This window comes from Pseudomonas protegens CHA0 (genome assembly GCF_000397205.1).
Lineage (GTDB): Bacteria > Pseudomonadota > Gammaproteobacteria > Pseudomonadales > Pseudomonadaceae > Aquipseudomonas > Aquipseudomonas protegens.
Window position 1 is genome coordinate 5,225,162 of record NC_021237.1, and the last position, 23,443, is coordinate 5,248,604.

The following is a 23,443-nucleotide window of genomic DNA, read 5'->3' on the forward strand; positions in this document are numbered from 1 at the left end:
CGGGGCGAGGTTGGCGCCCCGGCGGGTTCGGTCGCAGCCTTCGGCAGCGGCTACTGGGGGAGCTGGGCCAGGCGCTGTTCGAGGAAGCGCCGCTCGGGGGCTTGCCGGACCAGGGCCAGGGCCCGCTGGTAGGACTGGCGCGCCGCGGCGATATGCCCCAGTTGCCGGCAGAAGTCGGCACGAGCGGCATGGGCCAGGTGGTAATCCTGCAAGTCGCCGCGCAGCAGGATCGCTTCCACTTGCGCCAGCCCGGCACCGGGCCCGTCGCGCTGGGCCAGGGCCACGGCACGGTTGAGCTCGATCACCGGCGAAGGCTGCAGGCGCAGCAGCACGTCATACAAACCGACGATCTGCGGCCAGTCGGTCTGTGCTGCACTCGGCGCTTCGGCATGCACCGCGGCAATCGCCGCCTGCAGGCAATAGGGCCCGGCCTGGCCGCTGCGCAGGCCGCGCTCTACCAGGGCACAGCCCTGCTCGATCAAGTCCTGCTGCCACAACCCGCGATCCTGCTCGTCCAGCAGGACCAGCTCGCCGTCGCTGGAAAGGCGCGCGCCACGCCGTGACTCGTGCAACAGCATCAGCGCCAGCAGGCCCATCACCTCCGCTTCCGGCAACAGTTCCAGCAGCAGGTAGCCCAGGCGGATGGCTTCGCGGGTCAGGTCCTCCCGGGTCAGCTCGGCGCCCATGGAAGCCGAATACCCTTCGTTGAACACCAGGTAGATCACCCGCAGCACGCTCTCCAGGCGCTCGGGCAGCTCGCTCAACGCCGGCACCTGGTAGGGAATCCGCGCATCGCGGATCTTCGCCTTGGCACGCACGATGCGCTGGGCGATGGTGGCCGGCGTGGCCAGAAAGGCCCGGGCGATTTCCTCGGTGCTCAGGTCGCAGATCTCCCGCAGGGTCAGGGGTACCTGGGCATCCGCCGCCAGCGCCGGGTGGCAGCAGGTGAAGATCAGGCGCAGGCGATCGTCTTGCACGTCCTCGGCGCTCCAGTCGTCCTGTTCCAGTTGCTCGAGCTGGCTGAGCAGCGCCGCCTGTGACGCCGCGAAGCGCGCCCGGCGACGCAGGGCGTCGATGGCCTTGAAGCGGCCGACGGACACCAGCCAGGCCCGCGGGTTGTCCGGCACGCCATCGCTGCGCCAGCGCTCCACCGCCACGAAGAAGGCTTCATGCAGCGCCTCCTCGGCCAGGTCGAAATCCCCCAGCAGGCGGATCAGGGTGGCGAGGATCCGCCGCGACTGCTCGCGGTAGACCTGCGCCACCGTTGCCGCGATGACTTCCCGAGGCTGGTCGCTCATCAGTCCGGCAGGTCCCGGGTGACCAGGGCCACCAGGCGCTCCAGGCTCTGCCCCCAGCCCTCGTGAAAGCCCATGGCCTCATGGGCCTTGCGATCGGCCTCGGTCCAGTGCATGGCGCGGGCAGTGTAGAGGGTCTGGTCGCCCTGCTCCTCGAAGGTCACTTCAGCGGTCATGAACGGCTTGCCCGAGGGGATCCAGCCCGGCAGGTAGGCGTCGGTAAACACCAGCCGCGACGGCGCGGCGATCTCCAGGAACACCCCCATGGTCGGGTACTCGCTGCCGTCCGGGGCGCGCATCAGGGTACGAAACTGGCCGCCGACCCACAGGTCCATTTCACACTCCGGAGTGGTCATGCCGTGGGGCCCCCACCATTGCGCCAGCAAGGCCGGCTCGGTCCAGGCGCGAAAGACCTTGTTGCGCGGCGCGTCGATCAGGCGGCTGATGGACAGTTCATGCTCGGCGGGCTTGCGGCCCGCGGTCTGGAAAGTCATCGCGAAACTCCTGTTTATCGTTGTTTTCAGGGATTCAATTCACGTACCGGACGCACTTCGACACTGCCGACCCGGGCCGCCGGTATCTGCCCGGCCACCTGGATCGCTTCGTTCAAGTCCTTGGCCTGGATCAGGTAGAAACCGGCCAACTGTTCCTTGGTTTCGGCGAACGGGCCATCGGTGATCGACAGCTTGCCACCGCGCATGCGCACCGTGGTGGCGGTGTGCACCGATTGCAGCGCCTCGGCGGCAAGCATCCGCCCGCTGCCCTGGACCGACTCGGCATAGGCCAGGCACTCGGCATCCTCGGGGCTGTCGGGCAGGCTGTGCAGCAACTGTTCGTCGCTGTAGACCAGGCATAGGTATTTCATGGGCACCTCCGGATTCGGGCTGAGCAACTATGGTCGCTGTTCGCCGCTTTGGCGAACCGCTGGTTGCTCAGGGTTGCAGGTCGAACTGGGTGGTCCCGGTGAGCATGTCGAACGGCGCCGACCAGTGCTCGTGCACCACCAGCCATTGGCCCGCACGGCGCTGGTAAGCGGCACTCACCCGCATCCAGCAGGCCTTGGTCACGCCCTCGGCATCGGTGCCACCGCAATGGGCCAGCCAGTGGGCGAAGGCCAGCTCTTCGTCGGCCAGCACCTGCAACTGATGGAACTCGAAAATGCCCGGGCCGGGGCAGACCTGCATGCACGCTTCCCAGTGTTCGCGATAGGCGGCCTTGCCCTTGAATTGCAAGGCACCGACCGCGTCGAAAGAGGTGATGTCGTCGGCGTAGTAACTGACAATACGCTGGATATCCCGGGCCATCACAGCCTGTTGCCAGCTGTCGATCAGGCTGCGGATCTGCGCTTCGTTGGATGGATTGTGCATGGCCAAACTCCTCATGAATGGAATGAACCGCTGCTGAACACCCCCTGCACCCACGCCGTTGAATGTTCAGTTCACCCTTAGTCGTCTGGCCATTCGCGCAATCGACACTGCGCATAAAAAAATTTACCCGCGGGGCAAAATCGCTAGAATCCGCCCCCTCCCCCCACCGGATCTACGTGCCCGTGACCACTCGCCTGGTGCCTTACGAACAGCTCGACAGCCACCAGCATGCCCGCTTGCTGGAGCTTGAGGTGCTGCCCGGACAGAAGGCGTTTAGCGGGGACATTCATGGCGCGCTGTACACCCTCGGCAACGCGCCGCGGGGAGCAATCAGGGGCTTTGCCCTGCTCAGCGAGGAGTGGCCGGTGGCCTTCCTGCTGCTCAAGCGCCCGCCCTGCCTGCCGGCCTGGGCCGATGCCGACAGCGCCAGCCTGCACGCCCTGCAAGTGGACCGGCGGCACCAGGGCCGGGGCTTCGGCCAGGCCTGCCTGCAAGCGGTGCCTGAGGCCGCCCGCCAGGCCTGGCCCGAGCTCAAGGGCCTGACCCTGGCGGTGGACAGCGACAACCAGCCGGCCCTCAGGCTGTACAGCAAACTGGGCTGGGTGGAAAACGGCGAAGCCTGCAAGGGCCGGATCGGCTATGAACGGCGGATGGCGCTGGCGTTCTGACCCCGGGCCCGCCGCTGCAAACCCGATATCCGCTCTACAGCGACTGCACCATCTCGTGCCAGGCCATGCCGCCGTGGTCCGACTCCGACGCCTTGATGTAGACAAAACCAAAGCGCTGGTACAGCGGTACATGGCGTTCCTTGCACATCAGGTGGATGCGCGCCTTGCCCAGTTCGCGCATGCGCGCGATGAAGGCTTGCAGCAGGTGCCGGGACAGGCCCAGGCCCTGGAAGTCCGGGTGCACCACCACCGACATGATCACCACTTCCGGGCCCGCCGGGTCGTGGCCGATCAGTTCCTTGAAGGCCTCGTCGGCCATCTGCACGTCGAAGGTAGCGCCGGAGTTGATGAAGCCGGCCACCACACCCTGCACTTGGGCAACGATGAAACCTTCGGGCCAGGTGGCGATGCGGGTGGCGATCTTGTCCCGGGTCGCGGCCTCGTCGCCTTCGTAGGCCAGGGTCTCGATGGCAAAGCAGCGGTCCAGGTCGGTGGGCAGGACGGTGCGGATCAGCGGAGTCGAAGCGGTCATGGGCGGCAACCTGGGGTCGGAGAAGGGCCGCCGATTCTATCAACAGTGCAGCCTGCGTATGCATTGCATAGGGATCGAAGGGGCCGCCGTAAAGCTTTCATATAAGCCCTGGCAACGCCTGCGCCAAGGGCTTATCTATCAGCACCCCGACGTCAGGGTGGCCGGCCCGAGCGGGCCGGAACCGCCCCGTCCTGCCCCCAGGAGCTTTCCCATGAGCAATATCCAGATCGGCCTTCTACTGCTGTTCGGCATTGCCGCCTTCGGCTGTATCACCCTGTACATCGACTTTGTCCACGAACGGCGCCGCGGCGAAAAATCCCTGGGCCGGGATCACAGCCCCACCAGGCGGTAACCCACCTGCAACTCGGTGATCAGATGCTGGGGCTGGGCCGGATCGGCCTCCAGCTTCTGCCGCAGATGGGCCATGTGCACCCGCAGGTAATGGGCGCGGTCGACGTAGTCCAGGCCCCAGACTTCCAGCAGCAACTGGCGATGGGTCAGCACCCGGCTCTGGCCACGGATCAGCGCGCAGAGCAGACGGTACTCGATCGGCGTGAGGTGCACAGGCAGCCCTTCGCGGCGCACCTCATGGGTGGCCAGGTCGACCTCGATGGCACCAAAGGCCACCTTGCTGGTGGCGGCCGCCGTACCGCTCTGGCCATGACGGCGCAGTTGCGCGCGAATCCGCGCCAGCAGTTCCGGCACGCCGAACGGCTTGACCAGGTAGTCGTCGGCGCCGGCATCCAGGGCGGCGACTTTCTCGTCCTCCCGATCCCGGGCCGACAGCACCAGGATCGGCACCGCCAGCCAGCCGCGCAGCTCGCTGATCAACTGCTTGCCGTCGCCGTCCGGCAGGCCCAGGTCGACGATCACCAGGTCCGGCTGGCGGCTGGCGGCATGGATCAGGGCGCGCTTGACGCTGTCGGCCTCGAACACCTGGAAACCTTCGTCCTCCAGGGCGATACCGACGAAACGGCGGATATTGGCTTCGTCCTCGACGATCAGGATGCGTGCGCTGCTCATAGGGTTTCCATGGAAGGCGGCTGACCCGCCGGCAAGGTGATGACAAAACTCAGCCCGGCATCGGCATGAGGCTGGGCCTCGATGCGCCCGCCATGGGCCTCGACGATACGTTTGGCCAGGGCCAGGCCCAGGCCGATGCCGGCCACGGCGGATTCCTGCTGACCGCGACTGAAGGCTTCGAACAGGCTGGCCGGGGAACTGCCCTTCGGGCAGCCCGGGCCGCTGTCGCTGACCTGCAGGATGATCTGCTGGTCGACCTGGCGGGCGCTGATCTGCACCAGGGTCCCGGCCGGGGTGTACTTGGCGGCGTTGTCCAGAAGGTTCACCAGCACCCGCTCCAGCAACAGCGCGTCCACTTCCACCAAGGGCAGCTGCGGCGCCATGGCCACTCGCAATTGATGCCCGGCCAGGGGCTCGCGCAGCTGGCGCAGGGCACTGCCGACAATCTCCTCCAGGGAGTTCCACTGGCGATTCAGGCGTACCCCGCGCTCCTGCATGCGCGCCATGTCCAGCAGGTTCTCGATCAGCCGCTGCATGGACGAAGCCTGATCGTGAATCCCTGCCAGCAGGTGCTTGAGCGGGCCCTGCGCAGCGTGGGGCAAGGCGGCGTCGGCGGCGCCGATGATGGTGGTCAAGGGCGTGCGCAGGTCATGGGAAATGGCCGCCAGCAGGGTGTTGCGCATGCGCTCGCCCTCCATCTGCAGCACAGTGCTCTGGGCCACCTCGACGTAATGCACGCGCTCCAGGGCAATCGCCAGCTGGCTCATGCAGGCCTCCAGCAGGCGCTGTTCTTCCGGCTCCTTGAGGCGCTCGGCATCCTCGGCTTCAAGCACCAGCACGCCACGCACCCGCATCGGCGCCTTGAGCGGCAGATAGCAGCCCTTGGCCGCCGCCAGGGTATCGGTGCCGCGCCCGGCCGGTTGGTCGTGGTCATAGGCCCACTGGGCGATGCTCTCGTCAATGGCCAGGGTATTGGCGCTCAGCGCCCGCACCCGGTTCTCGGCATCCGGCAACGCCAGCCCGACCCGGGCCTCGAACACCCCACTGAAGGTACGCAAGGCCACGGCGCAGATCTGCTCCTCGGTCAACGCCGCCGACAGCTCACGGGCCAGCCCGGCCAGGGAGGTGGCACGGCGCTCGCCCGCGGCCGCGGTACGCGCTTCATGGCGCAGGCGCGCGGTGAGCTGGCCGGTGATCAGGGCAATCCCCAGCATCAGGGCGAAGGTGAAGAAGTACTGGGTGTCGTTGACCGTGAACGACCACACCGGCTGGACGAAGAAGAAATCGAAGCACAGCACCGCCAGCATCGCCGCCCAGACGCCGGGGCCCCGCCCGTAGCGCAGCGCCACCAGGACCACGGTCAGCAGGAACAGCATGACCACGTTGGCCGGGTCGAACACTTTGAGCAGCAGCGCCGCCACCGCGGTGGCGGCAAAGCACGCCAGGCTCGCCCACAGGTAGGCCGGCGCGCGGCTGGGCGGCAGGCCGGCCTCGGGCTTGTCCACTGGCGCAGGGCGCCGGCTCAAGGGCCCGTTGGCGATCACGATCTGGTCGATTTCCGGGTGCTGGCGGCTGATGCGGTCGCTCACCGACTGGTGCCAGAACTGCCAGACCTTGCGCGGGTAATGGCCCAGCACCAGGCGATTGGCGTTGTGCTCGCGAGCGCAGGCCACCAGGGCTTCGGCGACATCCATGCCGGGCAAAGTGGCGGTCTCGGCGCCAAACTCGGCGGCCAGGGCCAGGGTCTTCATGGCCGCCGCATAACGGGCGGCGCCGGCGCCACGGCGCTGGGCCGAAGCCACGTGCACCACCATCCAGTCGGCTTCGAGCTTTTGCGCCAGGCGCGCGGCTTCGCGCACCAGGCGCTCGTCCGCCGGGTCGCCGGCGATCCCCACCAGCAAGCGCTCGCGGGCTGGCCACAAGGCATTGATCGAACGCTCGCGGCGATAGTCGCGCATCTGTGCATCGACCCGGTCGGCGGTGCGGCGCAGGGTCAGTTCACGCAGGGCCAGCAGGTTGCCCTTGCGAAAGAAATGCCGTGAAGCGCGTTCGGCCTGGGGCCCGAGGTAGACCTTGCCGTCCTTGAGGCGGCGCAGCAGGTCATCCGGCGGCAGGTCGATCACCAGCACTTCGTGGGCTTCGTCGAACAGGTGGTCGGGCACCGTCTCGCGCACCCGGATGCCGATGATCCCGCTGACGATGTCGTTGAGGCTTTCCAGGTGCTGGACGTTGAGGGTGGTCCAGACATCGATGCCGGCCCGCAGCAATTCCTCCACGTCCTGCCAGCGCTTGGGATGGCGCGAGCCGGGCACGTTGCTGTGGGCCAGCTCGTCCACCAGCAGCACCGCCGGGTGCCGCGCCAGGGCGGCATCCAGGTCGAACTCCGGCAACGCGTAGTCGCGGTGCATCAGGCGGTGGCGCTCCAGCACTTGCAGCCCTTGCAGCAGCTCGGCGGTTTCCCGCCGGCCATGGGTTTCCACCACCCCGGCCACCACGTCGCGGCCCTGGGCCACTTCGTTGCGCGCCGCGGTGAGCATGGCGCAGGTCTTGCCGACTCCGGCGTTGGAACCGAAATAGATCCGCAGTTTGCCCCGTTGGGCCGCTTGCTCGTCCTGCTGCAGTTTTTCCAGCAGCGCATCGGGATCGGGGCGACCGTCGCGGGGCGGCATGTCAGCATCGAGAACAGCCATGTGCATCCTTAAATGGACAAGGCGGCACTCGAAAGAGCGCCGCCTTGCAAGTCCCTGTCAGACCAGGCCGAGGCCGGCCAGCAGCATGTCGATCAGCTTGATCCCGGCGAAGGGTACCAGCACCCCGCCCAGGCCGTAGATCAGCAGGTTGCGGTTGAGCAGCGCCGCGGCGCCAATGGCCCGGTACTTCACCCCCTTGAGCGCCAGGGGGATGAGGAACACGATGATCAGCGCGTTGAAGATCACCGCACTGAGAATCGCCGAGTTCGGGCTGTTCAGGTGCATCACGTTCAGCGCCGCCAGTTGCGGGTAAGTGGCGACGAAGGCGGCCGGTACGATAGCAAAATACTTGGCCACGTCGTTGGCCACGCTGAAGGTGGTCAGGGCGCCGCGGGTCATGAGCATCTGCTTGCCCACTTCCACCACTTCGATCAGCTTGGTCGGGTTGCTGTCCAGGTCCACCATGTTGCCGGCTTCCTTGGCCGCCTGGGTGCCGCTGTTCATGGCCACCGCCACGTCGGCCTGGGCCAGGGCCGGGGCGTCGTTGGTACCGTCGCCGGTCATGGCCACCAGCTTGCCCTTGGCCTGGTAGTCGCGGATCAGTTGCAGCTTGTCCTCGGGCCGCGCTTCGGCGAGGAAATCGTCGACCCCGGCTTCCACGGCGATGGCCGCCGCGGTCAGGCGGTTGTCGCCGGTGATCATCACGGTCTTGATGCCCATGCGCCGCAGCTCGGCGAAGCGCTCCTTGATCCCGCCCTTGACCACGTCCTTGAGCTCCACCACGCCCAGGGCCTGGGCGCCTTCACTGACTACCAGCGGCGTACTGCCACGGCGCGAGACTTCATCGACCTTGGCCTGCAGGGCCGGCGGGAAGCTGCCGCCCTGGGCCTCGATATGCCGGCGGATGGCATCGGCCGCGCCCTTGCGGATGCTCCGGCCCTCGGGCAGGTCGACCCCGCTCATGCGGGTCTGGGCGGTGAACTGCACGAAGCTGGCGCCCAGGGCGTGAAGGTCACGCCCACGGATGTCGAACAGTTGCTTGGCCAGCACCACAATGCTCCGGCCTTCCGGGGTTTCGTCCGCCAGGGAAGCCAGTTGCGCGGCTTGCGCCAGTTCGCTGTCCTTGATCCCCGGCGCCGGCAGGAAGGCGCTGGCCTGGCGGTTGCCCAGGGTGATGGTGCCGGTCTTGTCCAGCAGCAGCACGTCCACGTCCCCCGCCGCTTCCACGGCGCGGCCGGAGGTGGCAATGACATTGGCCGACATCATCCGGCTCATGCCCGCCACGCCGATGGCCGAGAGCAGGCCACCGATGGTGGTGGGGATCAGGCACACCAGCAGCGCCACCATCACCGTGGCGCTGATCACACTGCCGGTGCCGCTCATGGCCACGGCAAAGATCGAGTACGGGCTCAGGGTCACGATCACCAGCAGGAACAGCAGGGTCAGGCCCACCAGGAGAATGGTCAGGGCCACCTCGTTGGGAGTCTTCTGGCGCTTGGCCGACTCCACCATGGAGATCATGCGGTCCAGGAACGACTCGCCTGGGTTGACGCTGATGCGCACCACCAACCAGTCCGACAGCACCCGGGTGCCGCCGGTGACCGAGGAGAAATCGCCCCCGGCCTCGCGGATCACCGGTGCCGATTCACCGGTGATGGCGCTTTCGTCCACCGTGGCCACGCCTTCGATGACCTCGCCGTCCAGGGGCACCAGGTCGCCGGCCTCGATCAGCACCACCATGTCCTTGCGCAGTTCGCTGGCGGCCATGGGCAACCAGGCGGCGCCATGCCGGGGCTGTTGCAGCAGCTTGGCCAGGGTCTGGCGCTTCATGCCCTTGAGGCTCGCCGCCTGGGCCCGGCTGCGGCCCTCGGCCAGGGCTTCGGCAAAGTTGGCAAACAGCACGGTGAACCACAGCCACAGGGTGATGCTGAGGATAAAGCCGCTGGGGGCCTCCCCCTCGCCGCCCAGGGACTGGAACCACAGCAGGGTGGTGAGAAGGCTGCCCAGGTAGACCACGAACATCACCGGGTTCTTCCACTGCGCCTGGGGCAGCAGTTTCTTCACGGCATCCAGGCACGCGGTGAGCACTAGCCCACGGTCGAACAACGCTATACGAGGGTTGCTACTCATGATCGACGTCTCTTACTCACTGGCCGCAACGGGCGAGGAATGCAGGGGCGCTTGGGCATCCAGCGCCAGGTTGAGTTGCAGCACATTGACCCGGGGCTCGCCCAGCAGGCCGAAGGTGCGGCTTTCGCTGTGCGCCTGCAGCAGCATCAGCACGTCCACGGCGGCCATTTGCCGCTGGCGGGCCACCCGGTTCAGTTGCAGCCGGGCGTTGGCCAGGGAGATGTGCGGGTCCAGGCCGGAGGCCGAGGCGGTCACTGCGTCCACTGGCACCGGCATGTCTGCCGCCAGGCCATTGAGCTGGCGATAGGCGCTGACCCGCGCGGCCACGCTGTCCACCAGCTTCTGGCTGGTGGGGCCCAGGTTGCTGGCGCCGCTGGCCCCGGCGTTGTAGGGCTGGGGCACACTCTTGCTCGGGTCCAGCGGATCGCTGCCCAGGGTCATGCTCGGGCGGCCCTGGAAATACTCCGGGCGGTCGAACGCCTGGCCGATCAGCGCCGAGCCCACGACCCGGCCATCACGCTGCACCAGACTGCCCTGGGCCTGGAACGGAAACAGCAGGTTGGCCAACCCCGTGGTAACCAGCGGATAGGCCAGCCCGGTGAGCAGCATGAAGAACACCGCCGACACCAGCACCGGGCGCAACAGGCCCTTGAACAACAGCGCGGTGGCGCCCTGGGTTTGCATTTGCGTAGTCATCACAACCCCTTACTTGTAGGTCTGGCCGGCGAGCAACTGCAGTTGCTCCACCAGCGGGCCGAGCGCGAGGGCCGGCAGGAAAGTCAGGCCACCGACCACCAGCACCACGAACACCACCAGCAACATGAACAGCGGCGTGGCGGTGGGAATGGTGCCGGCACCGGCCGGGATGTTCTTTTTCGCCGCCAGGGAACCGGCCACGGCCAGCATCGGCAGCATGGTGAAGAAGCGCCCCATGAGCATCGCCAGGCCAATGGTGGTGTTGAAGAACGGTGTATTGGCGTTCAGGCCGGCAAACGCCGAACCGTTGTTGGCGGTGCCCGAGGCGTAGGCGTAGAGCACCTCGCTGAAGCCATGGGGGCCCAGATTGTTGAGGCTGTTGAGAGTGCCCGGCCACAGTGCCGCCAGGGCGGTGAAACCGAGGATGCAGATCGGGTGCGCGAGCACCGAGAGCATCACCAGCTTGATCTCCCGGGCCTCGATCTTCTTGCCGAGGAACTCAGGGCTGCGGCCGATCATCATGCCCACCAGGAACACCGTCAGCAGGGCGTACTGGATCAGGTTGATAAAGCCCACGCCGTCGCCGCCGAACACACAGTTGAGCATCATCTGCGCCAGGGGCACGAAGCCGCCCATGGGGGTCAGCGAGTCGTGCATGGCATTCACCGAACCGGTGGTGGCGCCGGTGGTGGTGGTGACGAACAGCGCGGTGTCGGCAATGCCGAAGCGCAGCTCCTTGCCTTCCATGTTGCCGCCGCTCTGGGTCTCCGACATCTGCTGGTCGGCACCGGCCTGGGTCAGCAGCGGGTTACCGCCCTGCTCCGCGGTGAAGACAATCGCCAGGAAGCCGATGAACATCACCAGGAAAGTGCCGAAGAACACCCAGCCCTGACGCCGACGCAGCAGCATGCTGCCGAAGGCGTAGGTCAGCGCCGAAGGGATCAGCAACATGCTGAGGATGTGCAGGACGTTGGTCAGCGGCGTCGGATTCTCGAACGGGTGGGCGGCGTTCATGCTGAAAAAGCCGCCACCGTTGGTGCCGATGTGCTTGATGGACTCGAAACTGGCCACGGCGCCGACGATCAGTTGCTGCTGGGCGCCTTCCAAGGTGGTGGCCAGGGCCTGGGAGTTGAGGGTCTGAGGCATGCCCTGCCAGACATAGACCAGGGCCATGATCAGGCACAAAGGCAGCATCACTCGGTACAGGGTTCGGGTGAAATCCACCCAGTAGTTGCCCAGGTCCGCCGAGCTGGAACGGCTCAGCCCACGAATGAAACCGGCTGCCGCCACCACGCCGGCGGTGGCGCCGACGAACATCAGGAAGGTGATCACTGCCATCTGGCTGAAGTTCGACAGGCTGCTTTCACCTGAGTACGCCTGCCAGTTGGTGTTGGTGATAAAGGACGCGGCGGTGTTGAACGCCAGGTCCGGGGTCTGCGCCGCCAGCCCCAGGGGGTTGAGCGGTGTGCTGCCTTGCAGGCGCAGCAGCAGGTAGCCCAGCAGCATCATCGCCGCATTGGACAGCAGCAGGGCCGAGCCATAGCGGGCCCAGCCCATGGTTTCAGCCGGGTCGATCCCCAGCAGGCGGTAGGTGGCACGCTCCGCCAAGGCGTGGCCACGGCCGCTGAAGACCCGGGCCAGCCATTGGCCCATCAGCGCGGCCAGCCCGGTCATCAGGCCGAGGATCACCGCGTATTCCAGCACAGTACTCAACATGTCGATGCTCCGTTCAAATCTTGCCCATGGCGACGATGACCAGGGCCGTCAACACAAAGAACCCCAGGGTCAGGCCCACGAAGATCAGGTCGAACATGGCTGGTTTCCTTTCTGGTAGATGCCCGGACGGGCGAATGAAAGTGGGTGGCAGTTGCTGCGTGCGGTCATCAGAATTTCTCGGCACGGATCAGCGCATAACCCAGGTAGGCAAACAGCAGCACGGCGCACAAACCACTGGCGCCGTAGATGAATGGCAGTGTCAGCAAGGCAGCTCTCCCCTTAATGCTCAAAGGCGGTGCCGGGAGCGCAAAGCGCAACCCGGGCACGGCCGGTCAGGGCACCCGCGACGGGCGCCGGCAGGGAGTCGGGAACGCCTCGTCCACCGCTCTCCTCTGCGCCACGCAGGTTAGGTGAGGGCGCATCAAGGTCGGGCACTGATTGCCGGGGGCGGCATTAAGACGGCGTAAAGATTGCGGCGGTGCGGGGCGGGAGAATCGGGGACGGGACAGCGCCCCCGAGGGGGTCATTCACTTTTCAGGGGCAGCCAGATTTCCAGTACCCCGGTGCCGGCCTGGGGGTTGAAGTCGGCGCTGTAGCGCTCGAATTCCGGGGCATCGGCGGCCTCTCGACCCGACTGGGGCAGCCAGGTGTTCCAGATGTAGTCGAAGGTCCGGGGCAAGTCCTGCAAGGCGCCGCCATGCTCGAACACCGCATAGTGCTGCGGCTGCACCTCGATCCAGCGATAGCGCTCGGGCAGATCGTCGAGCTTGCTGATCTCGACCCCGGCGATGTACTCGAAGCCGCCCTGGCCGTCGGGGTTGCAGCAGATGCCATAGGTCTTGCGGTCGACCTGCCCCGGCACCTTGCCAATGTGCGGCACAAAGCGCTGCCACAGCAGGCCGATGTCCTGGCGAGTGGCAGGAGTGAATCGTTCGCCGAGGCCGGCGATCAGCAAAAAACGCTCCCTTTCGAAGCGCGGTTCTGGGCCTCTGCCCTGTTCTTGCTCATCCATGAATGCCACTCCTGCCGCAGAAAAGATGGGTTCGGCACGAAGTATAGAAGCCAATAGCCAAGGCCAGGATCAGAGCGCCGGAAGGTCTGCCGCGCCCGTACCAAGGATGAACTCCTGGTAGCCGGATAGAATCACGTACACCGCGAAATAGCAGAAGATCGCCGCAGATGCCAGGTAGGAATAGCGCAACAGCTTGTCCCCCAGCAGCTTGCCGCCCTGGGTCGCGGCCAGGCACAGGCCCAGGGTCCAGACCAGCCCGGCACAGAAAAAGCCGGCCAGGAACAATCCCGAATCGGCAATCCCACCGCCCCCGGATCGGGCAATCAGGGTGCCGCCCACGGCAGCGAACCAGAGGATCGCACTGGGGGACGACATGGCCAGGAAGATCCCGCGAAAAAACTCCCGGCGCGGCGAGCCTTGGTCCGCCTCCCCGGCGGTGGCCAGCACCGCGCTGTGATGGAGGGCGGCGTAGATCATCTTCGCCGCGAAGTACACCAGCAGGGCCGAACCGCCGATCCACAGCACCCAGCGCACGCTTTGGTATTGCAACAGCACGGTCATCCCGGCCAGGGCCAGCAGCGCATAGATCAGGTCACCGACACAGGTCCCCAGGCCCAGGCAGAAGCCCTGGAAATAACCCCGTTGCATGGCCAGGGTAATCATCGCGATATTGGCCACGCCGATGTCCAGGCACAGCGAAAGGCTCAACAAGAAGCCGCTGGTAAACTCCATCATTCATCCCGTTTGCTGCTGTTGTTCGAAGAGGGGCGAGGTGCGAGGAGCCCGGAAAAGCCGGGCCGGCTGAGGCAGCTCACAGCCCCTGCAGGCAAGAAGCGTGCACGTTATAGCGGCAAATCCTGCACCCTCGCAAATCCGCCCGGCGCACCAAAAATAATTTTCCGCGCCTCTGGACAAGCCGGCGGCGGCGCCCGTATCGTCTGCCCCGCAGGCCACCGCAGTGGCCAACGTCGCTCGGACGGTTCCGGGCGCTTACGTCTTTTCGAGGCAACAATGGCCGAACAAGGTTCGCCGCGCCGCTTTGCGCGCATCGATCGTCTTCCCCCCTATGTTTTCAATATCACTGCCGAGCTGAAGATGGCTGCGCGTCGGCGCGGCGAAGACATCATCGACTTGAGCATGGGTAACCCCGACGGCCCTACCCCGCCGCATATCGTCGAGAAACTGGTCACCGTCGCCCAGCGCGAAGACACCCACGGCTACTCCACCTCCAAGGGCATTCCGCGGCTGCGCCGGGCGATTTCCCGCTGGTACAAGGACCGCTACGAGGTCGATATCGACCCGGAAAGCGAAGCCATCGTCACCATCGGATCCAAGGAAGGCCTGGCGCACCTGATGCTGGCCACCCTGGACCAGGGCGACACGGTGCTGGTGCCCAACCCCAGCTACCCGATCCACATCTACGGCGCGGTCATCGCCGGCGCCCAGGTGCGCTCGGTGCCGCTGGTGCCCGGGGTGGATTTCTTCGCCGAGCTGGAGCGGGCCATCCGCGGTTCGATCCCCAAGCCGAAGATGATGATCCTCGGCTTCCCGTCCAACCCCACCGCCCAGTGCGTGGAGCTGGACTTCTTCGAACGAGTGATCGCCCTGGCCAAGCAGTACGACGTGCTGGTGATCCATGACCTGGCCTACGCCGATATCGTCTACGACGGCTGGAAAGCCCCGTCGATCATGCAGGTGCCGGGCGCCAAGGACATCGCGGTGGAGTTCTTCACCCTGTCCAAGAGCTACAACATGGCCGGCTGGCGCATCGGCTTCATGGTGGGCAACCCGGAACTGGTCAGCGCCCTGGCGCGGATCAAGAGCTACCACGACTACGGCACCTTCACCCCGTTGCAGGTGGCGGCGATTGCCGCCCTGGAAGGCGACCAGCAATGCGTGCGCGACATTGCCGAACAGTACCGGCAGCGGCGCAACGTGCTGGTCAAGGGCCTGCACGAACTGGGCTGGATGGTGGAGAACCCCAAGGCCTCGATGTACGTCTGGGCCAAAATTCCCGAGGCCTACGCGCACCTGGGCTCCCTGGAGTTCGCCAAGAAGCTGCTGGCCGAGGCCAAGGTCTGCGTCTCGCCGGGGGTGGGTTTTGGTGAGTACGGCGACGATCACGTGCGCTTCGCCCTGATCGAAAACCAGGACCGGATTCGCCAGGCAGTGCGCGGCATCCGCGGCATGTTCCGCGCTGACGGGCTGGCACCGAAAAGCTGAGATGGCTTGAGCCACAAAAAAACCGCAGCGATGCGGTTTTTTTGTGGCCGTGCTATCGGTGTTTCGCGGGCAAGCCCGCTCCTACGGGTGAAGCTCTTAAACCACCAACGACAGCAGCAGGATAAAGATCAGGCCCACCACCGAAAGGATGGTTTCCATCGCCGTCCAGGTCTTGAACGTCTCGGCCACGGTCATGTTGAAGTACTGCTTGACCAGCCAGAACCCGGCGTCGTTGACGTGGGACAGGATCAGCGAGCCGGCGCCGGTGGCCAGCACCAGCAGCTCGCGGTTGACCCCGGGGATCATCCCCACCACCGGCACCACGATGCCGGCACCGGTGATGGTGGCCACGGTGGCCGAACCGGTGGCGATACGGATCACCGCCGCCACCAGCCACGCCAGGAGGATCGGCGAGATCTGCGCATTGACCGCCATATGGCCGATCACGTCACCCACGCCGCTGGTCACCAGCATCTGCTTGAAGCCGCCACCGGCACCGATGATCAGGATGATCGCCGCGGTCGGCGCCAGGCTGGCATCCAACAGTTTGAGAATCTGCTTGGAACCGATGCCCTGCTTGTAGCCGAAGGTGTACAGCGACAGCAGCAGCGCCAGCAGCAAGGCGGTGATCGGGTGGCCGATCATGTCCATCCAGATGCGGAAGAAGTGTCCGTCCGGCAGCGCCACGTCGGCGAAGGTCTTGAGCAGCATCAGGAACACCGGCAGCAGCACGGTCACCAGGGTCACGCTGAAGCTGGGCAACTGGGCGGCCTGGGGCTCGCGGGCCAGTTGGTCCACCAGTTCCTGGGACGGATTGCCGGGAATGTACTTGGCAATGAAAGTGCCGTAGATCGGCCCGGCGATGATCGCCGTGGGCAGCGCCACGATCAGCCCATACAGGATGGTCTTGCCGATGTCGGCGCCGAACACGCCGATGGCCAGCAGCGGCCCCGGGTGCGGCGGCACCAGACCGTGCACCGCCGACAGGCCGGCCAGCAGCGGAATGCCGATCTTGATCAGCGACACCCCGGTACGCCGGGCAACGATGAACACCAGCGGAATCAGCAGCACGAAGCCGATCTCGAAGAACAGCGGGATGCCCACCAGGAAGGCGGCGAACATCATCGCCCACTGCACCCGCTCCTTGCCGAACGAGCGGATCAGGGTCTGGGCGATCTGATCGGCGCCACCGGACTCGGCCATCATCTTGCCGAGCATGGTACCCAGGGCCAGGATGATGCCGACAAAACCGAGCACGCCACCAAAGCCGTCCTGGAACGCCTTGATGATCTTGTCCACCGGCATGCCCGACGTCAGGCCGAGGAAACCCGCGGCGATGATCAGAGCGATGAAGGGGTGCAGCTTGAATCGGGTGATCAACACGATCAGCCCGATGATAGTGACCACTGCATCAACCAGCAGATAGGTCTCTTGGGACATGCCAAACATGGGATTGCCTCCGGTTTGTTGTTTTTATTAAAGCGTTAAAAACAAGGGCCGAGTGGGATAGCGCTACCTTTTTCGAGCCAGCACTTAATGTGAAGGTTCCAGGCCATGCTCCAGCCACCATTGGTTGGCCAGTTCGGCCAGGCGCTGGACGCTCAGGGTGCTGGCATCCAGGGCCAGGGTGAGCGGCTCCCCCACCGGGGATTCGAGAGTGGCGAACTGACTGTCGATCAGGGTCGAAGGCATGAAATGCCCTGGCCGGTGCGCCACACGGTCGGCGGCGACTGCCGGTGTCAGTTCGAGAAAGACAAAGCCCAGGCCGGGCGTGGCGGCGCGCAGGCGCTCGCGGTACTTGCGCTTGAGCGCCGAGCAGGTCAGTACCGGGTGCTGGCCGGCGGCCAGGGCACGACGCAGTTCATCGCACAGGCTGTCGAGCCAGCCGGCACGGTCTTCGTCGTCGAGGGGAATGCCGGCACTCATCTTGGCGATGTTCGCCGCCGGGTGGAAGGTATCGCCTTCAATGGCCATGGCGCCGCTGCGCTGGCACAGGGCCTGACTGACACTGGACTTGCCGCAGCCGGCAACACCCATGATGACCAGGGCGGTGATGGGTTGACTCATGAAACACCTCAGCGCGCAGACAGCGCTACCTTCGCAAATAAAAAATCTAGTACAAAAACAGTGTCTGCCGACGCCTTCTTGTCATTTTTGTGGGTTGCCGCGTATATAGTCCGCCAAACCAAAGAGCGAGGGTCAGGCACACCTCGCTCACGCATTGCAGCTGTTTCAGGACAGCGCTACCTTAGAGACTTGAATTTTGTTTGGCAAGCCGTCTGATGACCACTCATAAAAACGATAAAAACACCCGTACCACGGGCCGTCCCACCCTCAATGAAGTCGCCCGCCTGGCCGGAGTCAGCCCGATTACCGCCTCCCGGGCCCTGCGCGGCGTCAGCAGCGTGGCCACCGAACTGGTGGAAAAGGTGCAGAAGGCCGCGCAGGAACTGAACTACGTGGTCAACTCCGCCGCCCGCGCCCTGGCTTCGGCGCAGAGCCAGTCGGTGGTGGTGCTGGTGCCGTCGCTGTCCAACCTGCTGTTCATCGAAACCCTGGAAGCCATCCACCAGGTACTGCGCCCCAAAGGCTTCGAAGTGCTGATCGGCAACTGCCACTATTCTCGGGACGAAGAAGAAAACCTGCTGCGCAACTACATGACCTACCAGCCCCGGGGGCTGCTGCTGACCGGTTTCGACCGCACCGAAAGCGCCCGACGGATGATCGAGGCGAACAACATTCCCTGCGTCTACATGATGGACCTGGACTCCGGCGCCGGGCTCAACTGCGTGGGCTTCTCGCAATTGAACGCCGGCGAAACGGCGGCCCAGCACCTGATTTCCCGCGGGCGCAAGCACCTGGCCTACGTCGGTGCGCAACTGGACCAGCGCACCCTGCTGCGCGGCGAAGGTTTCCGCCGTGCCCTGCAGCAGGCCGGGCTGTACAACCCCGACCTGGAACTGCTGACCCCACGGCCCTCGTCCGTCGGCCTGGGGGCCGAGCTGTTCCTGCAACTGATGCAGAGCCAGCCCCAGGTGGACGCGATCTTCTTCGGCAACGACGACCTGGCCCAGGGCGCGCTGCTGGAAGCCATGCGCTGCGGGATCAAGGTGCCCGAGCAGGTGGCGGTGCTGGGCTTCAACGACCTGCCCTCCTCCGAACACATGGTGCCGCGCCTGAGCAGCATCAGCACTCCGCGCGAAGCCATTGGCCGCCGCGCCGCCGAACAGATGCTGACCCTGCTGGCCGGCAACAGCGTGGCCGAGCCGGTGGTGGACATGGGCTTTGAACTGCGGGTTCGGGAAAGCACCTGAAACGCCTCAGGGCCTGACGCTCAGGACACTGAGCAACAGGCCGAAGCCCACCAGCACCGCGCCGAACAACTGATCGATCCGGCGTTTGTAGGCCAGTAGCCGGCCGGCAATCGCCGGTGCCGAGAAAAACAGCGCCACCAGCACGAACCACAGCACGTGGGCCAGGACGATGATCGCGCCGTAGCCGATCTGCACCGGCAAGGCCGTGCCCGGCTGAATCACCTGCATGAACAGACTGAGAACGAAAATCATCGTCTTGGGGTTCAGGGCATTGGTCAGAAAGCCACTGCGCAAGGCGCCCCAGGTCGACATCCGAGCCCCCTCTGCCGGTTCTTCCCCCGGACGTTGCTCAGGGCTGCGCAACAGCTTGATGCCCAGGTAGATCAGGTACAGCGCACCCGCGATCTTCAAGCCGGTAAACCACAGCAGCGACTGCTGCAACAGCACCCCCACCCCCAGCAAGCTGTAGCCGATATGCACCATGACCCCGAGCCCGATGCCCAGGGCCGTGAACACGCCGTGGCGGCGCGAAAGCAGCAGGCTGTTGCGGGTTACCAGGGCAAAGTCGGCCCCGGGGCTGAGTACAGCAAGAATGGTAATGGTGATTACGAGTAACAGTTCGGTCACGTTGAATACGCCTAGGCTATAGAATCAGGCGCTACTGTATTGGGACCATGACCCAGGCCGATAACGATGAAAACTGACATTCCTGGTGATAAAAACTCACAACTCTCGCGACGGCGCCTGCCCCCGCTGAGCGCCTTGCGCTGCTTCGAAGCCGCTGCACGCCTGGAAAGCTTCACCCAGGCCGGCGCCACCCTGCACCTGACCCACGGCGCCATCAGCCGTGCGGTGCGCGCCCTGGAAGAGGACCTCGGCACCCCTCTCTTTGAGCGCCGCAGCCAGCGGGTCTTTCTCACCGCCGCCGGAGCCGAACTGCTGCACAGCGTGACCCAGGCCCTGGACCTGATCGAGAGCACCGCCAGCCGCCTGCGAGCCCCGGCTCCCGCAGCACCGCTGGTGCTGTCCTGCGAGCCGACCCTGCTGATGCGCTGGCTGATTCCGCGCATGCCGGGGTTCTATGCCGAGCACCCGCAAGTGCCGATCCAGCTGCTGGCCGGCGGCGGGCCCTTCTCGTTCGGTGCCGGTATCGACCTGGCGATCCGCCGCAACGACTTTGCCTGGAGCCGCGACACCCAGGCCCACTGGCTATTCGACGAAGCCATAGGCCCGGTATGCCGCCCTGAGCGCCAGGCCGACTGGACCCCGGCAACGGCCGGGCTGGCGCAACTGGCGGCGCAGGCACCGCGCCTGCACAGCGCCACCCGGCCGCACGCCTGGTAACAGTGGCTGCAATTGCAGCAACAACCGGTTGCCCCGACGCCACCGGAGCAGGTCTTCGAGCACTTCTACTTCAGCCTGCAAGCGGCCGTGGCCGGGCTGGGTCTGGCCATTGCCCCCTGGCAACTGGTGCGTGACGACCTGGAGGGCGGGCTGCTGTGTGCGCCCTTCGGCTTTGTCGCCGATGGCAGCGCTTATTACCTGCTTTCCCCCCAGGCCATAGACCCGGATTCGGCCAGCGGAAAACTGCTGCACTGGTTGCGCCGGCAAGCCCTGGCGTAGGCACTCAGGCAGGCGGGGCCACGGCCCCCAGCGCCGGGTCCTCGCCGCTGAGCAATTGCACCAGGGCCAGGGCCCCCTTCTGCAAAGGCTGGTTCTTCAACCACACCGCGTGCACCGGCAACACCAGGCCGTTGTCGATGTTCTTGAAATGCAACCGTTGCAAGCGCCCCGCCGCCAGCAACGGCTGGATCACCGACAACGGGAAATTGCCCCAACCGATCCCCGCCTCCACCATGTGCAGAGCCATGGCCAGGCTGTCGGTGCGCCACAGCGACTCGCCCACCAGGGGCCGGGTATCACTCAGGGGCAGGTCGCGGCTGGCCACCACCACCTGACGGACCTTGATCAGCTCTTCCAGGTACAGCGAACCGTCACTGGCCTGGAACACAGGGTGCCCGGCGCAAATGCAGGCAATCATCCGCTCGCAGCCCAGGTACTGGAAATACTCCAGGGCATTCACGCTCAACCCGGCAAAGGCCACGCCCACGCTGACCCGGCCACTGTGCAAAAGGTGCAGCACGTCATCCTGGGGAGCACTGAGCAGCTCGACTTCCAGCAGCGGATAACGCTCGGCAATCAGCTTGATGGCGGCCAGTACCCGTTGCTTGTCGATGTCATCCACCACCGCGATCGACAGCTTGCTCTCCAGGCCCAGGGACAGCTCGACGGCATGCACCTGCAATTGCTTGAGCTGGTCGGCAATCAGCCGCGCATGGGGCGCCAGGGACAAGGCCAGCGGCGTGGGCAGCGGCTCGCGGTGGCTGCGATCGAACAGCGCATACCCCAACTCCGCCTCGAGGTTGGCGATGCCCATGCTCACGGCCGAAGGCACCTTGCCCAAAGAACGCGCCGCCGCAGAAAAGGAGCCGCGATCGAGCACGGCGAGAAACAACTGGATGCTGTCGCTGGAGAAGTTCATGAGAAACAACCTATCAGGAAAACTGAAAGCTTCCGACTTTTTCTGTCACCTTGATTGAAGCTATCTTCCGCGCCCTGCGCCACCCTCAGGCTGGCCATTCCCATTCAAAATCGAGGAACCCGCATGCAAGGCGTGAAACGCAAACTGGTCTATGTCTCTTTATTCGAAGTGTTCGGCATGACCTTCTCGGCCCTGGGCCTGGCCCTGCTGTCCGGCACCTCGCCCAGCAGCACCGGGCCGCTGGCGGTGGTCATCACCAGCATCGCGGTGACCTGGAACTTCATCTACACCACCCTGTTCGAGCGCTGGGAAAGCCGCCAGCCATCGCGCACCCGTACGGTCAAGCGGCGCATTGCCCATGCCGTGGGTTTCCAGTTGACCCTGATCGTGTTCCTGATCCCGCTGATCGCCTGGTGGATGGCGATCAGCCTGGTGCAGGCCTTTCTCCTGGACCTGGCGCTGATCCTGTTCATCCCCTGCTACACCTTTGCCTTCAACTGGCTGTTCGACCGGGTTTTCGGCTTGCCGGCCTCGGCCCTCCCCGATCCGGCCTGAGATACCCGTATCGGCAAATTGATCGTCGCCGAGACGACGCCACGCTGTTAGATTCCCATGGCCATCCAGTACCACGAACAAGGAAGCGTCATGGGAACCCGCTGCAGAATTCTCGGTAAAGCCTCGTCCATCAATGTCAGGAAAGTCTTGTGGACCTGTGAGGAGCTTGGGCTTTCCTACCAGCAGGAAGACTGGGGTAGTGGCTTTCAGTCCACCCATACCCCCGAGTTTCTCGCCCTCAACCCCAATGCCCAGGTACCGGTGCTGATCGACGACGCCGGGGTCCTGTGGGAATCCAACAGCATCTGCCGCTACCTGGCCAACCTGCACCCCGGCAGCGGCCTGCTGCCCACGGCCCCGCGCGCCCGGGCCCTGGTTGAACAGTGGATGGACTGGCAGGCCACCGAGCTGAACCCGTCCTGGAGCTATGCCTTCATGGGCCTGGTGCGCCAGCATGCGGATTACCAGGACAGCCAGCGCATCGGCGCCAGCCTGCTGGCCTGGAATGCCAAGATGCAAATCCTCGAACGCCAGCTCGAGCGCTCGGGCGCCTATGTTCTGGGCGAGGATTTCAGCCTTGCGGATATCGTTCTTGGCCTCTCGGTGAATCGCTGGAAGATGACCCCCATGGAGCACCCGGCCTACCCCGCCGTGGCCGCCTACTACGAACGCCTCAGCCTGCACCCGGGCTTCATGCTGCACGGGCGCAATGGCATCGCCTGAGCTGGCCATCCCTCCTCTGGCCCATCGGAGATTCGAAATGAACGGACTTAACGTACTACTGACCGGCGCTTGCGGCAGGATCGGCAAGGTGTTTTTTCAGGGCTCCCAAGAGCGCCACCGCTTCACCCTCACCGACCGGGTAGAGCCGGACTTCGAAATCCCCGCGCCACACCGCTTCGTGCGCCTGGACCTCGACGACCCGCAAGCCATCGGCCGCCTGCTCCCGGGGATCGACGTCATCGTGCACCTGGCCGGCATTCCCCATGCCAGCGCCAGCTTCGACGAGTTGCTGCCGAACAACATCCTCGCCACCACCTACCTGTTCGAGGCCGCGGTACAGGCCGGTTGCCGGCGCCTGGTATTTGCCAGCAGCGCCCAGACCATCGAGGGCTACCCGGTGGACCGGCAGATCACCCCGGGCATGCCGGTGATGCCAGCCAACCTGTATGGCGTGAGCAAGTGCTACGGCGAGGCGCTATGCGCCTTCTATGCCGCCAAGCGCGGACTGTCCTGCATTGCCCTGCGCATTGGTGCGTTCGAAGACCCGAAACACCACGAACTGACCACCACCCGCGACCTGAGCGCCTGGCTCAGCCCACGGGATGCAGTGCAGCTGTTGCAACGGGCAGTGGAAACCCCGGGGGTGCAACTGCTGATCGGCCACGGCATTTCCAACAATCGCTTCAAGCGCCTGGACCTCAGCGAAACCACCCGGGTGCTGGGCTACGAACCGGTGGACGATGCCTTCCAGGAAGATTTCGGCATTCCCATCACCTACTGAGCCACCACCGGGCACCCGCCGTCACGCGCGGGTGCCCAGCATTGCGCTATAAATCCGGCAGATGTAACGAAATACGACAATAAATCAGCGCATCCTCCGGTTTACGCACGTGGATTCACAATCCTTGGTTTCCGTTAGCAGGCTAAGATTTCCGCTCTGTGTCCTGTGGAATTCCC

General features: G+C 65.2%; 25 protein-coding genes and 1 pseudogene. 8 read left to right on the forward strand and 18 right to left on the reverse strand.

The features are described 5' to 3' along the window. Positions 1-50 precede the first annotated feature (50 nt). The 4 genes from PFLCHA0_RS23155 to PFLCHA0_RS23170 all read right to left on the reverse strand — a co-directional run bounded on the left by PFLCHA0_RS23155 (position 51) and on the right by PFLCHA0_RS23170 (position 2,662). Positions 51-1,298: an RNA polymerase sigma factor gene (locus PFLCHA0_RS23155; RefSeq protein ID WP_011062817.1), complete on the reverse strand. Its 1,248-nt coding sequence runs from the start codon at positions 1,296-1,298 to the stop codon at positions 51-53. After that, the gene (locus tag PFLCHA0_RS23160) at positions 1,298-1,789 is read right to left on the reverse strand and encodes an SRPBCC family protein (protein WP_011062818.1); all 492 of its coding nucleotides are present in this window, start codon (positions 1,787-1,789) and stop codon (positions 1,298-1,300) included. The genes PFLCHA0_RS23155 and PFLCHA0_RS23160 overlap by 1 nt, the downstream gene beginning before the upstream one ends. Before the next feature lie 26 nt (positions 1,790-1,815). Further along, on the reverse strand, positions 1,816-2,160 hold the full coding sequence (locus PFLCHA0_RS23165; protein WP_011062819.1) for a YciI family protein: 345 nt from the start codon (positions 2,158-2,160) through the stop codon (positions 1,816-1,818). Positions 2,161-2,227: 67 nt separating this feature from the next. After that, positions 2,228-2,662 (reverse strand): YybH family protein, encoded by a 435-nt coding sequence (locus PFLCHA0_RS23170; RefSeq protein ID WP_015636712.1) that lies wholly within the window; start codon positions 2,660-2,662, stop codon positions 2,228-2,230. Positions 2,663-2,844: 182 nt separating this feature from the next. Here PFLCHA0_RS23170 and PFLCHA0_RS23175 point away from each other — a divergent pair, with 182 nt between their 5' ends. Next, on the forward strand, positions 2,845-3,330 hold the full coding sequence (locus tag PFLCHA0_RS23175) for a GNAT family N-acetyltransferase (protein ID WP_041752502.1): 486 nt from the start codon (positions 2,845-2,847) through the stop codon (positions 3,328-3,330). A gap of 34 nt (positions 3,331-3,364) precedes the next feature. Here PFLCHA0_RS23175 and PFLCHA0_RS23180 read toward each other — a convergent pair whose 3' ends face one another. Beyond that, positions 3,365-3,862, reverse strand: coding sequence for a GNAT family N-acetyltransferase (locus PFLCHA0_RS23180; RefSeq protein ID WP_015636714.1), 498 nt, complete (start codon positions 3,860-3,862; stop codon positions 3,365-3,367). A gap of 211 nt (positions 3,863-4,073) precedes the next feature. Here PFLCHA0_RS23180 and PFLCHA0_RS31890 point away from each other — a divergent pair, with 211 nt between their 5' ends. Beyond that, positions 4,074-4,214 carry a hypothetical protein gene (locus PFLCHA0_RS31890; RefSeq protein WP_015636715.1) on the forward strand — a complete coding sequence of 47 codons (141 nt, stop codon included), beginning with the start codon at positions 4,074-4,076 and terminating at the stop codon, positions 4,212-4,214. On the opposite strand, the gene PFLCHA0_RS23185 is transcribed toward PFLCHA0_RS31890, so the two are convergent. From PFLCHA0_RS23185 to PFLCHA0_RS23220, 9 genes are all read right to left on the reverse strand, one after another. Further along, positions 4,193-4,885, reverse strand: coding sequence for a response regulator (locus PFLCHA0_RS23185; RefSeq protein WP_011062823.1), 693 nt, complete (start codon positions 4,883-4,885; stop codon positions 4,193-4,195). The genes PFLCHA0_RS31890 and PFLCHA0_RS23185 overlap by 22 nt on opposite strands. Further along, a complete protein-coding gene (locus PFLCHA0_RS23190; RefSeq protein ID WP_019093585.1) occupies positions 4,882-7,554 on the reverse strand; it encodes a sensor histidine kinase in 2,673 nt (890 codons plus the stop codon). Before PFLCHA0_RS23190 ends, PFLCHA0_RS23185 begins: the two co-directional genes overlap by 4 nt. 78 nt (positions 7,555-7,632) lie before the next feature. Further along, positions 7,633-9,705 (reverse strand): potassium-transporting ATPase subunit KdpB, encoded by a 2,073-nt coding sequence (gene kdpB / locus PFLCHA0_RS23195; protein WP_011062825.1) that lies wholly within the window; start codon positions 9,703-9,705, stop codon positions 7,633-7,635. 12 nt (positions 9,706-9,717) lie between these two features. Further along, complete coding sequence (kdpC, locus tag PFLCHA0_RS23200) at positions 9,718-10,401, reverse strand: potassium-transporting ATPase subunit KdpC (RefSeq protein ID WP_015636717.1); 684 nt, start codon at positions 10,399-10,401, stop codon at positions 9,718-9,720. A gap of 9 nt (positions 10,402-10,410) precedes the next feature. Beyond that, a complete protein-coding gene (kdpA, locus tag PFLCHA0_RS23205; protein WP_015636718.1) occupies positions 10,411-12,117 on the reverse strand; it encodes a potassium-transporting ATPase subunit KdpA in 1,707 nt (568 codons plus the stop codon). 13 nt (positions 12,118-12,130) lie between these two features. After that, on the reverse strand, positions 12,131-12,301 hold the full coding sequence (locus PFLCHA0_RS31895) for a hypothetical protein (protein ID WP_011062828.1): 171 nt from the start codon (positions 12,299-12,301) through the stop codon (positions 12,131-12,133). Beyond that, the gene (gene kdpF / locus PFLCHA0_RS23210) at positions 12,285-12,383 is read right to left on the reverse strand and encodes a K(+)-transporting ATPase subunit F (protein WP_019093583.1); all 99 of its coding nucleotides are present in this window, start codon (positions 12,381-12,383) and stop codon (positions 12,285-12,287) included. Before kdpF ends, PFLCHA0_RS31895 begins: the two co-directional genes overlap by 17 nt. Positions 12,384-12,640: 257 nt before the next feature. Beyond that, entirely contained in the window at positions 12,641-13,129 is a 489-nt protein-coding gene (locus PFLCHA0_RS23215) for a GyrI-like domain-containing protein (RefSeq protein ID WP_011062830.1), read from the reverse strand. 69 nt (positions 13,130-13,198) lie between these two features. Beyond that, positions 13,199-13,861, reverse strand: a complete 663-nt coding sequence (locus PFLCHA0_RS23220) for a LysE family translocator (RefSeq protein ID WP_011062831.1) — start codon at positions 13,859-13,861, stop codon at positions 13,199-13,201. A 279-nt stretch (positions 13,862-14,140) separates the two neighbouring features. On the opposite strand from PFLCHA0_RS23220, the gene alaC reads away from it, so the two are divergent. After that, positions 14,141-15,352, forward strand: a complete 1,212-nt coding sequence (gene alaC / locus PFLCHA0_RS23225) for an alanine transaminase (RefSeq protein WP_011062832.1) — start codon at positions 14,141-14,143, stop codon at positions 15,350-15,352. 96 nt (positions 15,353-15,448) lie between these two features. Here alaC and PFLCHA0_RS23230 read toward each other — a convergent pair whose 3' ends face one another. Both PFLCHA0_RS23230 and PFLCHA0_RS23235 read right to left on the reverse strand, forming a co-directional pair. After that, on the reverse strand, positions 15,449-16,801 hold the full coding sequence (locus tag PFLCHA0_RS23230) for a GntP family permease (protein WP_011062833.1): 1,353 nt from the start codon (positions 16,799-16,801) through the stop codon (positions 15,449-15,451). An 84-nt stretch (positions 16,802-16,885) separates the two neighbouring features. Then, positions 16,886-17,419, reverse strand: coding sequence for a gluconokinase (locus PFLCHA0_RS23235; protein WP_011062834.1), 534 nt, complete (start codon positions 17,417-17,419; stop codon positions 16,886-16,888). A 215-nt stretch (positions 17,420-17,634) separates the two neighbouring features. Here PFLCHA0_RS23235 and gntR point away from each other — a divergent pair, with 215 nt between their 5' ends. After that, positions 17,635-18,666 carry an HTH-type transcriptional regulator GntR gene (gene gntR / locus PFLCHA0_RS23240; RefSeq protein WP_011062835.1) on the forward strand — a complete coding sequence of 344 codons (1,032 nt, stop codon included), beginning with the start codon at positions 17,635-17,637 and terminating at the stop codon, positions 18,664-18,666. 6 nt (positions 18,667-18,672) lie between these two features. Here the strand turns inward: gntR and PFLCHA0_RS23245 are convergent, their stop codons facing one another. Next, entirely contained in the window at positions 18,673-19,293 is a 621-nt protein-coding gene (locus PFLCHA0_RS23245; RefSeq protein WP_011062836.1) for a LysE family transporter, read from the reverse strand. 66 nt (positions 19,294-19,359) lie between these two features. Between PFLCHA0_RS23245 and PFLCHA0_RS23250 the strand changes: the two are divergent. Then, positions 19,360-20,289, forward strand: a pseudogene (locus PFLCHA0_RS23250) (LysR family transcriptional regulator). A gap of 4 nt (positions 20,290-20,293) precedes the next feature. Here PFLCHA0_RS23250 and PFLCHA0_RS23255 read toward each other — a convergent pair. Next, positions 20,294-21,208: a LysR family transcriptional regulator gene (locus tag PFLCHA0_RS23255; RefSeq protein WP_011062838.1), complete on the reverse strand. Its 915-nt coding sequence runs from the start codon at positions 21,206-21,208 to the stop codon at positions 20,294-20,296. 123 nt (positions 21,209-21,331) lie between these two features. On the opposite strand from PFLCHA0_RS23255, the gene PFLCHA0_RS23260 reads away from it, so the two are divergent. The 3 genes from PFLCHA0_RS23260 to PFLCHA0_RS23270 all read left to right on the forward strand — a co-directional run bounded on the left by PFLCHA0_RS23260 (position 21,332) and on the right by PFLCHA0_RS23270 (position 23,267). Continuing rightward, positions 21,332-21,763, forward strand: coding sequence for a PACE efflux transporter (locus PFLCHA0_RS23260; protein ID WP_015636721.1), 432 nt, complete (start codon positions 21,332-21,334; stop codon positions 21,761-21,763). Between the two features lie 90 nt (positions 21,764-21,853). Next, positions 21,854-22,486, forward strand: coding sequence for a glutathione S-transferase family protein (locus PFLCHA0_RS23265; protein ID WP_011062840.1), 633 nt, complete (start codon positions 21,854-21,856; stop codon positions 22,484-22,486). A gap of 37 nt (positions 22,487-22,523) precedes the next feature. After that, on the forward strand, positions 22,524-23,267 hold the full coding sequence (locus PFLCHA0_RS23270; RefSeq protein WP_015636722.1) for an NAD-dependent epimerase/dehydratase family protein: 744 nt from the start codon (positions 22,524-22,526) through the stop codon (positions 23,265-23,267). Positions 23,268-23,443: the final 176 nt, after the last annotated feature.

Excerpts from the sequence above, each read along its gene's own strand:
- kdpB (WP_011062825.1), bottom strand. The coding sequence starts at position 9,705 with ATGAGTAGCAACCCTCGTATAGCGTTGTTCGACCGTGGGCTAGTGCTC.
- PFLCHA0_RS23260 (WP_015636721.1), top strand. The coding sequence starts at position 21,332 with ATGCAAGGCGTGAAACGCAAACTGGTCTATGTCTCTTTATTCGAAGTG.
- PFLCHA0_RS23235 (WP_011062834.1), bottom strand. The coding sequence starts at position 17,419 with ATGAGTCAACCCATCACCGCCCTGGTCATCATGGGTGTTGCCGGCTGC.
- PFLCHA0_RS23155 (WP_011062817.1), bottom strand. The coding sequence starts at position 1,298 with ATGAGCGACCAGCCTCGGGAAGTCATCGCGGCAACGGTGGCGCAGGTC.
- PFLCHA0_RS23190 (WP_019093585.1), bottom strand. The coding sequence starts at position 7,554 with ATGCCGCCCCGCGACGGTCGCCCCGATCCCGATGCGCTGCTGGAAAAA.
- PFLCHA0_RS23220 (WP_011062831.1), bottom strand. The coding sequence starts at position 13,861 with ATGGAGTTTACCAGCGGCTTCTTGTTGAGCCTTTCGCTGTGCCTGGAC.
- PFLCHA0_RS23215 (WP_011062830.1), bottom strand. The coding sequence starts at position 13,129 with ATGGATGAGCAAGAACAGGGCAGAGGCCCAGAACCGCGCTTCGAAAGG.
- PFLCHA0_RS23170 (WP_015636712.1), bottom strand. The coding sequence starts at position 2,662 with ATGCACAATCCATCCAACGAAGCGCAGATCCGCAGCCTGATCGACAGC.
- PFLCHA0_RS23270 (WP_015636722.1), top strand. The coding sequence starts at position 22,524 with ATGAACGGACTTAACGTACTACTGACCGGCGCTTGCGGCAGGATCGGC.
- kdpA (WP_015636718.1), bottom strand. The coding sequence starts at position 12,117 with ATGTTGAGTACTGTGCTGGAATACGCGGTGATCCTCGGCCTGATGACC.
- PFLCHA0_RS23160 (WP_011062818.1), bottom strand. The coding sequence starts at position 1,789 with ATGACTTTCCAGACCGCGGGCCGCAAGCCCGCCGAGCATGAACTGTCC.
- PFLCHA0_RS23230 (WP_011062833.1), bottom strand. The coding sequence starts at position 16,801 with ATGTTTGGCATGTCCCAAGAGACCTATCTGCTGGTTGATGCAGTGGTC.
- gntR (WP_011062835.1), top strand. The coding sequence starts at position 17,635 with ATGACCACTCATAAAAACGATAAAAACACCCGTACCACGGGCCGTCCC.
- PFLCHA0_RS31890 (WP_015636715.1), top strand. The coding sequence starts at position 4,074 with ATGAGCAATATCCAGATCGGCCTTCTACTGCTGTTCGGCATTGCCGCC.
- PFLCHA0_RS23165 (WP_011062819.1), bottom strand. The coding sequence starts at position 2,160 with ATGAAATACCTATGCCTGGTCTACAGCGACGAACAGTTGCTGCACAGC.
- PFLCHA0_RS23180 (WP_015636714.1), bottom strand. The coding sequence starts at position 3,862 with ATGACCGCTTCGACTCCGCTGATCCGCACCGTCCTGCCCACCGACCTG.
- PFLCHA0_RS23265 (WP_011062840.1), top strand. The coding sequence starts at position 21,854 with ATGGGAACCCGCTGCAGAATTCTCGGTAAAGCCTCGTCCATCAATGTC.
- kdpC (WP_015636717.1), bottom strand. The coding sequence starts at position 10,401 with ATGACTACGCAAATGCAAACCCAGGGCGCCACCGCGCTGTTGTTCAAG.
- PFLCHA0_RS23255 (WP_011062838.1), bottom strand. The coding sequence starts at position 21,208 with ATGAACTTCTCCAGCGACAGCATCCAGTTGTTTCTCGCCGTGCTCGAT.
- PFLCHA0_RS23185 (WP_011062823.1), bottom strand. The coding sequence starts at position 4,885 with ATGAGCAGCGCACGCATCCTGATCGTCGAGGACGAAGCCAATATCCGC.
- alaC (WP_011062832.1), top strand. The coding sequence starts at position 14,141 with ATGGCCGAACAAGGTTCGCCGCGCCGCTTTGCGCGCATCGATCGTCTT.